At 50.4% G+C, this 10196-nt stretch carries 8 protein-coding genes; 6 read left to right on the forward strand and 2 right to left on the reverse strand.

Annotation, left to right across the window (positions count from 1 at the left end; all coding sequences use genetic code 11):
- Window positions 1-134: 134 nt before the first annotated feature.
- On the forward strand, window positions 135-1130 hold the full coding sequence (locus BCF53_RS18675) for an integron integrase (RefSeq protein WP_132704221.1): 996 nt from the start codon (window positions 135-137) through the stop codon (window positions 1128-1130).
- A 31-nt stretch (window positions 1131-1161) separates the two neighbouring features.
- On the opposite strand, the gene BCF53_RS18680 is transcribed toward BCF53_RS18675, so the two are convergent.
- A complete protein-coding gene (locus BCF53_RS18680) occupies window positions 1162-2088 on the reverse strand; it encodes an N-carbamoyl-D-amino-acid hydrolase (RefSeq protein ID WP_132704223.1) in 927 nt (308 codons plus the stop codon).
- Between the two features lie 343 nt (window positions 2089-2431).
- Entirely contained in the window at window positions 2432-3673 is a 1242-nt protein-coding gene (locus BCF53_RS18685; RefSeq protein WP_132704225.1) for a M20 family metallo-hydrolase, read from the reverse strand.
- A 396-nt stretch (window positions 3674-4069) separates the two neighbouring features.
- Here BCF53_RS18685 and xdh point away from each other — a divergent pair, with 396 nt between their 5' ends.
- From xdh to BCF53_RS18710, 5 genes are all read left to right on the forward strand, one after another.
- The gene (xdh, locus tag BCF53_RS18690) at window positions 4070-6718 is read left to right on the forward strand and encodes a selenium-dependent xanthine dehydrogenase (protein WP_132704227.1); all 2649 of its coding nucleotides are present in this window, start codon (window positions 4070-4072) and stop codon (window positions 6716-6718) included.
- 57 nt (window positions 6719-6775) lie between these two features.
- The gene (locus BCF53_RS18695; RefSeq protein WP_132704229.1) at window positions 6776-7168 is read left to right on the forward strand and encodes a hypothetical protein; all 393 of its coding nucleotides are present in this window, start codon (window positions 6776-6778) and stop codon (window positions 7166-7168) included.
- Between the two features lie 208 nt (window positions 7169-7376).
- Complete coding sequence (locus BCF53_RS18700; RefSeq protein ID WP_132704231.1) at window positions 7377-8387, forward strand: ABC transporter substrate-binding protein; 1011 nt, start codon at window positions 7377-7379, stop codon at window positions 8385-8387.
- A 3-nt stretch (window positions 8388-8390) separates the two neighbouring features.
- A complete protein-coding gene (locus tag BCF53_RS18705) occupies window positions 8391-9185 on the forward strand; it encodes an ABC transporter ATP-binding protein (protein WP_132704233.1) in 795 nt (264 codons plus the stop codon).
- The gene (locus tag BCF53_RS18710) at window positions 9185-9952 is read left to right on the forward strand and encodes an ABC transporter permease (RefSeq protein ID WP_165901999.1); all 768 of its coding nucleotides are present in this window, start codon (window positions 9185-9187) and stop codon (window positions 9950-9952) included. Before BCF53_RS18705 ends, BCF53_RS18710 begins: the two co-directional genes overlap by 1 nt.
- The last annotated feature ends 244 nt before the right edge of the window (window positions 9953-10196 follow it).

The following is a 10196-nucleotide window of genomic DNA, read 5'->3' on the forward strand; positions in this document are numbered from 1 at the left end:
GGATTTAGAAGTGAGACACGCTACAAAACCGCGATAATGTTCTATCTGGGTGGACTAACTCTGAAACATTAACCCACCGTAAAAGGTGAAGACCCATAAATATACAGTCTTAGTGTAAAAAGGAGTTTACACCCATGCAAGATCAGTCTATTCAGGTTCGACAAACAATTTCGAGGGGTTCTGCTCGCTTCTTTGATCAATATCGGTTGTTTATACGGCAACGGGGTTTAGCCTTTGAAACAGAAAAAACCTACTGCATGTGGGCACGACGTTTTATACGCCACATGGGCTATGAATCACCTGCGCAATTTAAGGTGGCAGATATTGAAGCCTTCCTGACTCACCTGGGTAATGATCGTTTTTGCGCATCTGCAACCCAAAAAACAGCCTTAAATGCTTTGGTCTTTTTATTCAGGGAATTCCTTAAAAAGAATACCGATGCTTTAAATTTCACCTATGCAAAGGCAAAGCGAAAGGTACCTGTTGTTCTCTCGCGTGAAGAGGCTGCAACCATTCTCAACCAACTTACCGGAACAAGAAAGCTAGGCATTCAGCTTATGTATGGCTGCGGTTTACGGGTTAACGAGGTCACTCGCCTACGGGTGAAAGATATAGACCTTGATAATGATGGTATTTATATCATGGAGGCAAAGGGAGGCAAATCGCGCCGCACATTATTACCGCGCTCTATTAAGCCACAGCTTGCAAAGCAGATAGAGTTTGTTCGCCTTCAGCTGGCTGCAGATGTCGAGGTAGGCAAGGCCGGCGTTTTTATGCCTTCAGCTCTGGAAAAGAAATGGCCGCACGCACAGTTTGAACTGGGCTGGCAGTATTTATTTCCAGCTCAAGGTTATTCAGTTGATCCGCGCTCTGGCACTGAGCGGCGGCATCATGTTACTGCCCGCCTCTTTCAGCGGGCTATTAAGGAAGCCGTAATTAAAAGTGGCCTCCATAAGCGAGTCACCTGCCACACCTTCCGCCACAGTTTTGCGACCGAGCTTTTGCGCCAGGGTACCGATTTACGCAACATTCAGGAAATTCTCGGCCATTCTTCAATAGAAACCACCCAAATCTATACTCACGTTGTGGGCCTGCATGAACGCGGAATGGTGAGCCCTGTCGATTTATAAACAAGGCTGGAAGAACAGAGCACTGAACAGACTATTTTTTGGGTGCGCTAATAATTTTGTATTCCTCTGGTACGCGGTGAAGGTCAAAATTAAAGATGTGCTCTTTAATTTCGCGGGTACGTTCAAAATCACACTCACCCACAATTAGCTCGTCTTCTACTGTGGTTGCCATTGCTACAATTTCGCCTGTTGGCGCAATAATGCAGCTTTGGCCAAGTAAATCGCAGCCTTCTTCTTTACCTGCTTTGGCGCAGGCAATAATCCAGCAACCATTCTGGTAAGCGGAAGCCTGCATCACCACATGGTTATGAAAACCCTGCAGATGGTCGTGCTGCGGTACCGGCGGGTAGTGCATTGGAGTGTTGTAACCCAACACAATCATCTCGGCACCCTGCAACGCCATTACCCGGTATGTTTCCGGCCAGCGGCGGTCGTTACACAGCGCCATACCTACTTTGCCGCCCATAAAATCCCAACTGTTAAAGCCGGTATCACCGACTTCAAAATAGCGTTTCTCCAGGTGCTGAAACGGCCGCCATGTTTCGTTTTCTTTATGGCCGGGCAAGTGAATTTTTCGGTATTTACCCGTAATGGTGCCTTTATCGTCTACCAGAATAGAGGTATTGAAGCGGCGCTCGTTGCCCTGCTCGTCTGTTGTCAGCTCGGCATAGCCCAGGTAAAAACCAATGCCCAGCTCAGCAGCTTTATCGAACAGGGGCTGCGTTTCAGCTCCGGGCATTTCTTTTTCGTAGTAACTGGCAAGTTCGGCATCGCCATCTTCAAAAAACCAACGTGGGAAGAAGGTCGTTAACGCCAACTCGGGGAAGGCAACAAAGTTACAGCCTTTTTCTCCGGCCTGGGTCAGTAGCTTTATCAGGCGGGCAACAACATCACTTCGGGTTTCATTACGGGCAATCGGGCCTAATTGGGCAACGCCTACATTTAACATTCTTTTCATTTATTCTTCCTTTGTCTCTAATGGTAGAGAACCTACTTAAGGGCACCTCTAATAACTCTGATATGTCTCTGCGGAGTCTAAAAAGCTCAGCGGCAAGGCGACGATGAAGAATCATAGTTATTCTATCTTTTGAAATCGTCAACGCAGTCGATGGGCTTTTTAGGCCCGCCCTCTGGGGCCTTCAGGAAAAACATCTGTCGTTGTTGCGATTCTTGCAAAGGTCTCGACATTCGCTGCGAACCGCGCCTAGTCAGCTGTTTTTCCTGAAGGCCAGAGATATATCAGAGTTATTAGAGGTGCCCTTAAGCGCTCTCCGCTAATTCGGGGAGTCATTAGCTTTCAGTTATAAAATTTTCGCCACGTTCAGTACCGCCTGCAGCAATACGTTTGCGCCATTGGTGACCTGTTCTGGTGTGGTGTATTCCTTTATGTTGTGGCTAATACCGCCAACACTGGGTACAAAAATCATTGTGGTTGGGCAATGCGGTGCAAACATTTGGGCGTCGTGCCCGGCACCGGAATACAGCCGTTTGCTGGTCAAGTCATTTTCCATGGCTGATGCTTCAATGCCATCCACCAGGTGTTTGTTGAACGGCACTGGCTCGAAGCGAGCAAGCTTACGTTTCTCAAACGTTAAGCCATGCCGTTCTGTTTGTTCGGTAATGTAGGTATCCAACCGGCTTTCAGCACTCTGCAATAAGGCTTCGTCGCAATTGCGCAAATCTACCGTGAAGCGCGCAAATGCGGGTATCACGTTCACCAGGTTTGGTTTTATTTCCAGCGCACCCACGGTTGCTAACTGGCTAGGAATGCTAAGCGCCAGCTCATTGGCAAAGACATTAATTTTGGCGGCGACTAATCCGGCATCGTTACGGTAGGCCATGGGTGTTGTGCCAGCGTGGTTAGAGTTTCCGTAAAAGGTATACTCATGCCAGGAAATACCCTGCACCCCCTCTACAACACCAATCTCAATGTTTTCTTCATCCAGAACCGGGCCCTGCTCTACATGCAGCTCAAAGTAAGCCGCGACGGTCTCTGAAATATTCGGGAAGGGAGCCTTGCCGCTGTAACCGATCCGGTTTAACTCATCGGCAACGCTTTTGCCATCTATACCTACGGTTTGCAGTGCCGTTGCCAATGGCAGGTCTCCGGTATAAACGCCGCTGCCCATCATATCTGGCGCGAAGCGTGAGCCTTCTTCATTGGTGAAAAAACCTACCGAGATTGAATGCTTTGGGTTAATGCCAGATTCAATAATGGTTTCTATCACTTCAAGCCCGGCGAGCACGCCTAAATTACCATCGAACAACCCGGCAGTAGAAACGGTATCAATGTGCGAGCCCATCATCACCGCCGGCAAATTTTCCTCGCCCTTTAAGGTTGCAACTACATTACCAATCGCATCAATGGCAATCTCTAACCCCAGTTCTCTCATCCAGCTAACAACCAGGTCTCGCCCTTGCCTGTCTTCATCGGTTAACGCCAGACGGCAAACACCACCACCCGGCAGAGCGCCTACTTCGCCCAGGCTTTTCAGGCGTGCGTTCAGGCGATCACCATTAACGGCCAAAATAAAACTTGCCATTAATAACTCCATTTTTAAGTTCGTTGCAGCATTGATAGCAATTTTGAAACCAAAGTGGTCAGGCCCGGTATTTCGCGGACTTACGGCAAGGTGGAATTAAATTCACAGCGAAAGCACTCAATCTGATCTATCAACTCTCAAAAAACTATCAAACTGATACCTAAAATTACGCACCAAAAACAGACCACTCAGTCAGGTTTGATTTCAGCAGTCCCCATTAGAGTGCACCACTGCAAATGACGCAGGCGTCGCCGCTCAATCAACACTGGCCTTTTATGCCCACTTTTAGCGCACTGCCATCCGCCGACCGGCCAACCAGGCCGTCAGGAACAATTCCTGCAGTAAAAGCACCAGATAACACCTATAACCCGGCACCACAAAACGGATACAGCACACATGATCAATCTCGACATTAACGGCACACTTATCAGCTTAAGCCCGGCAGAGCCGAAAAAACTGATGGATTACCTGCGTGAAGACTTAGGCCTCACCTCAGTTAAAGATGGCTGCAGCGCAGGCGCATGCGGTACCTGTACCGTTATTGTTGATGGTGTGGCGCAGAAATCCTGTGTCAGTGTGGCATCACTGGAGCCTGACGAAGACGATTTTGATGACGACGATGAACCGGTTGCAACCGATGAAAACCCGGTGATAAAAATCACCACAGTTGAAGGCCTCAGCGAACGCGAAAAGGCGGTTTACGATTATGCCTTTGCCGAAGCCGGTGCCGTTCAATGTGGTTTTTGTACGCCGGGTATGGTGCTGGCAGGCAAAGCACTGATCGATAAGAACCCCTCGCCTACCGATCAGGAAATTAAACTGGCGCTGCGCCGTAACATTTGCCGCTGCACCGGTTATGTAAAAATTATCGAGGCCATTCAATTAGCCGCCAAGCTGCTCCGCGAAGACTTGCCCATTCCTCAAAACAACGCCAGCGGTAAGCTGGGCTCAAATATTCATCGCATCGATGCCCGTGAAAAAACCCTGGGCACCGGTGAATTTGTTGATGACGTCACCGTTCCCGGCATGATTTACGGTAAAGCTCTGCGCACCCAATACCCGCGCGCCAAAGTACTAAAAATAGACACCCGTGCAGCGAAGAATCACCCGGATGCAGAATGCATCATCACCGCGAAAGATGTGCCCGGCAACAACAAACTCGGGCACCTGGTAAAAGATTGGGATGCGCTCATTGCCGAGGGCGATACCACCCGTTATGTGGGCGATGCCATTGCTCTGGTCGCCGCTAAAAACCAATCCAGCCTGGATGAAATACTTAGCCTTATTGAAGTTGAATACGAAGAGCTGACGCCACTGACCAACCCGGTGGAAGCAATGGCAGAAGACGCACCGGCCCTGCACGAAGGCGGCAACATTTTGCGCCATGAAAAGGTAACGCGCGGCGATGCGCAAACCGCCATCGCCAATGCTGCGTTCACCGTCACTCAGCATTACTCAACCCCCTTTACCGAGCACGCCTTTATGGAGCCGGAATGCGCCATCGCTATTTACGAAGACGGTGGCATTCTGCTCTATTCCGGGGGTCAGGGCATCTACGATGATCAGCATGAAATTGCCGAGGTGCTGGGCATACCCAACGAAAAGGTTCGGGTGCAAAGTAAGCTGGTCGGCGGCGGCTTTGGCGGCAAGGAAGATATGAGCGTACAGCACCATGCGGCATTGCTTGCCTGGCATACCCAAAAACCGGTGAAGATTAAATTCTCCCGTCAGGAAAGCCTTCTTATCCACCCCAAGCGTCATGCGATGGAAATGGATTTAACCACCGCCTGCGATGAAAACGGCATTCTGCTGGGTATGCAGGCCAGTATTGTTCTGGATACCGGCGCTTACGCCTCTCTGGGCGGGCCGGTACTGCAACGCGCCTGCACCCACGCAGCCGGGCCATACAATTTCCAGAATGTCGATATCGATGGCAAGGCCGTTTACACCAACAACCCCCCGGGTGGTGCTTTCCGCGGCTTTGGTGTTTCACAATCGGCCTTTGCCTTTGAAGCCAACCTGAATTTACTGGCCGAAAAGGTCGGTATTTCCCCTTGGGAAATCCGCTATCGTAACGCCATTCGCCCAGGCCAAAGCCTGCCCAACGGCCAGATTGCCGACGAAAGCACGGCGCTGGTGGAATGCCTGGAAGCGGTTAAAGATATTTATGAATCCTCTAAATATGCAGGCATTGCCTCGTCATTCAAGAACAGCGGCTTAGGGGTGGGCGTACCCGATATTGGCCGTGCCATTCTCTCCGTTGAACAGGGCAAGGTTCATATCCGTTCCAGCGCGGCCTGTATTGGTCAGGGCATTGGTACAGTTACGCTGCAAACGGTTTGCGAAGTCACCAGCCTGCCACCGGAACTGATTGTGGTGGAAGCGCCCGATACCTCGCGCACACCAAACTCCGGCACGACAACCGCTTCCCGGCAAACGGTATTTACCGGCGAAGCAGTGCGCCGCGCGGCAGTGAAAGTAAAACAGGAACTGTCATCCGGCAGCACACTGGCCGATCTGGAAGGCAAAGAGTTTTACGGCGAATACAAAGGTGAAACCGACCCCATGGGCAGCGCCAAGGCCAACCCGGTCAGCCACGTGGCTTACGGCTATGCCGCCCAGGTCGTCATCCTGGATGAAAAAGGCAAGGTAGAAAAAGTGGTTGCCGCTTACGACCTCGGCAAACTGGTGAACCGCAAGGCGGCCGAAGGCCAGATTGAGGGCGGCATTGTTATGGGCCTGGGCTACGCCTTAACCGAAGACTACCCATTGGTAAATTCCGTGCCGAAGGTCAGCTACAACGGTTTGGGGTTGTGGAAAGCCGCAGAAACACCCGCCATGGAAACCATCATCGTAGAGCGCGAATTCAACGCCGAAATTGCACATGGCACTAAAGGTGTAGGCGAACTGGCCACCATACCAACAGCGCCGGCCGCACAAGGCGCGTTTTATGCATTTGATGGAGAGTTCAGAACAAAACTACCGATGGACAACACGCCTTACCGCAAAGCAAAAAAACCAAAGAAAAAGCGCGTTAAAAAATAAAACTGAAATACCTGCGTCAGTTCAATTAAAGGATTGATCAACGCCCGGAGAGAAACGATGAACGGAATTGAAATGAGCCTGATTGGCTCCGGCAATATCATCGCGATGATAGGCCACCAAATGATGCTGACCAAGAACGGCAGCCAACCAAAAGAGCAGCTGAAAATAGTAGCTGAACTCACCCGTGAAACCGGATGGGGGCTGGTTATTCTGGCAGCTTTCCTGGTTTCCCGGTTTGCCTTTAACCTCGATTACCTCGCCTACCTGTTTGCCAGCCTGCTGGTGCTGTTTCCGCTCTATGAAATCAGCCGTCGCAAGCAATCTATATTCAGCAGCAAACTGTTTTTTAAAGGCTACTATTTCGGTGCCGTTTCGTTGAAGCAAATCGGTTTTTCATTGCTGTTTTTTGGCATCGCACTTTGGACGCTGAAACTGACCGCAACGTTCTGAACGCTTTCATTTTATTCAGTGCACGTTTAAATAGCGTGCACCAAAACAGTTCTTTTTAACGACATTTGTTCGACCACTCAGTCAACCTGACGTTTCAGAAACACTCGCAGATTAAAATTTTCAAGGCTGGTCTGCTTATTGCTTTTATCAGGTTGGGAACCACCTAAATTTATAAACACTATTTTATAAACACTATGAGGAAGAAGTTATGCTGCGATTTATATCTAAACTTGCAGTCGTGCCTGCTGTTCTTGCCAGCACAATAGCGATGGCAGAAGTGAAAGTACCTTTCACTCTGGACTGGAAGTTTGAAGGCCCGTCTGCACCCTATTTTCTGGCGATTGATAACGGCCACTTTGCGGCTGAAGATTTATCGGTAGAAATTTCTCCGGGCCAGGGCTCTCTGGATGCCATCCCTAAGGTTGCCACCGGCGCATACCCGGTTGGCTTTGCCGATATCAACTCACTGGTTAAATTCCTGGATCAAAACCCGGGCGCTCCGGTTACGGCTGTTATGGTCATTTACGATAAACCTCCTTTCGCCATTGTAGGTCGTAAGAGCCAGGGTATTTCCAGCGTGGCCGATTTAGAAGGCTCTGTTCTGGGTGCACCGCCACCGGATGGTGCCTGGGCACAGTTCCCGGTTTTCGCGATCGAAAACAATCTGGATATGAGCAAAATCAAAGTTGAGCCTGTTGGCTTCCCAACGCGTGAGCCAATGCTGGCCGAAGGTAAAGTAGACAGCGTCACCGGTTATTCTTTCTCTTCTTACCTGAACCTGGTTCGCCTGGGTGTACCGGAAGAAGATTTAACCACTCTGCTCATGGCAGATTACGGTTTGGCACTTTACGGTAACGTCATTATTGCCAACACCGATTATGCCGAAGAAAACCCTGAAGTTATTACCGGCTTCCTGCGCGCTATTGCTAAAGGCGTTATTGATGCCAATGCCGACCCGGAAGCGGGTGCCAAAGCCGTTATTGCCCGTAACCCGGCTGGCGATGTAGAGCTGGAAGCGTGGCGTTTAAAACTGGCCATGCAGGACAGCATCTTAACCGATTACGTTATGGAAAATGGCCTGGGTGATATCGACCAAGCTCGCTTTGCCAAAGCACTGGAGCAAATCGCCATTACCTATGAGTTCAAAAACACACCGGATGCCAGCAAAATTTTCACCAGCGCTTACCTGCCAGAAGACAGCGCACTAACCATGGAATAAGTTATGTCTATTGCTATTGATATAGCAGGTGTGAGTCATACTTATCAGAAGGGGCAGCAATCGCTGCCCGTTTTGAACGATCTGAACATCTCCATTCCTGCTGGTAAATTTACTGCGGTAGTCGGTCCTTCCGGCTGCGGCAAATCCACCCTCACCCGTTTAGTCGCGGGCTTAATGTTCCCGGATCAGGGCACCGTATCACTCGGTGGTGAGCCGGTAAAATCGCCGCGCTCTACGGTAGGTATGGCGTTTCAAAACCCGGTATTGCTGGAATGGCGAACCATTATTCAAAACGTAGTGCTGCCGCTTGAGATCATTAAAAGCGATATGACCTACAACAACCGCCTGAAGCATGCAGCCAAACTGCTAGAGCTGGTCGGGCTAAAAGGCTTTGAGCACAAACGCCCTTCGGAGCTCTCCGGTGGTATGCGTCAGCGTGCATCACTGTGCCGCTCTATCGTGCACGACCCGGACGTTCTGATTATGGACGAACCGTTCGGCGCACTGGATGCCTTCACCCGTGAAGACTTATGGCAGCTGATGCGCGATTTACGCCAGAAGCAAAGCTTCACCGGCCTGCTGATTACCCATGATCTGCGTGAAAGCGTATTCCTGGCCGATCAGGTTATTGTGCTTTCATCCCGCCCGGCGACCACCCAGTTTGTATTGGATGTCGACCTGCCGGAAGACCGCAAGATCGACTCACTGTACACCCCAAAAGCTGTTGAAATGCTGGCAACGCTGCGCGAGCAAATTGAAATTGCTCAGGGCCGCAATTCGGATACGGAGGCAGCCTGATGCCAGAAAAATTAATGAACTTTCTCATCCCAATAGCCGCTATTGTTGTCTTTATGCTGCTCTGGGAGTGGCTGGTCTGGTTTAACCAGTGGCCAAACTACAAAATGGCCTCCCCTTCTGATTTATGGCCCGCCTTCTGGAAATACCGCATGCTGTTCCTGCAGTATTCGTGGGATACACTCTGGAGAACCATGGTGGGTCTAGGCGTTGCGGTTGTGGTCGGTGTTGCCATTGGTGTGGTCATGGGTTTCTCCAAAACCATGCGCATCGCGCTTTACCCTCTGCTGGTTGGTTTTAACGCAATACCGAAGGCCTCTGTGGTACCGGTTGTGGCGCTGATCTTTATTGGCCAGCACGATTTCAACACGATTCTGATCGCCTTTATGATTTCGTTTTTCCCGATTGCTGTTTCTGTTTCCGTTGGGCTTTCAACACTGGAGCCGGAGTACCAGGATATTCTGCGCGCACTGGGCGCATCCAAACTGACGGTATTCTGGAAGATCGCACTGCCGAAAACATTGCCGGAATTCTTTGGCGCGCTGAAAGTGTCTGTCACCCTCGCCTTCATCGGTACCAACCTGATGGAAATTGTAGAACCGCACGGCCGCGGCTTAGGCCACCTGTTCGACAGCGGAAAGATCAATGCAGACTATCCACTGATGTTTGCCGTACTGATCATGCTCGCCGCACTGGGTATTTTGCTGTACTACGGCGTAGCGATTCTGGAAAAGATCTTTGCAGGCTGGGCGGAAAGGCCGAGTAGTTAGAGAGTATAGATGCTAGATGCTAGATACTGGATGCTAGACGTAAGAGGTAAGACGTATCAGCACTGCCAACCGGGACTTTCTGCGCAGGTGCCGAGGGCTGTTTGAGGCCGCAGGCCGAGTTCCCGAACACCGAAACAGGAAGTACCGGTGAGCCTGTAGATAAATTTGTGTAACTGCTTATCATCATTGCCTGCAAAGGCTAAGGATAAGCACTATGAACAAAGAGCAACTTGAAGCCCTGGCT

Source organism: Reinekea marinisedimentorum (assembly GCF_004341165.1).
Taxonomy (GTDB): domain Bacteria; phylum Pseudomonadota; class Gammaproteobacteria; order Pseudomonadales; family Natronospirillaceae; genus Reinekea; species Reinekea marinisedimentorum.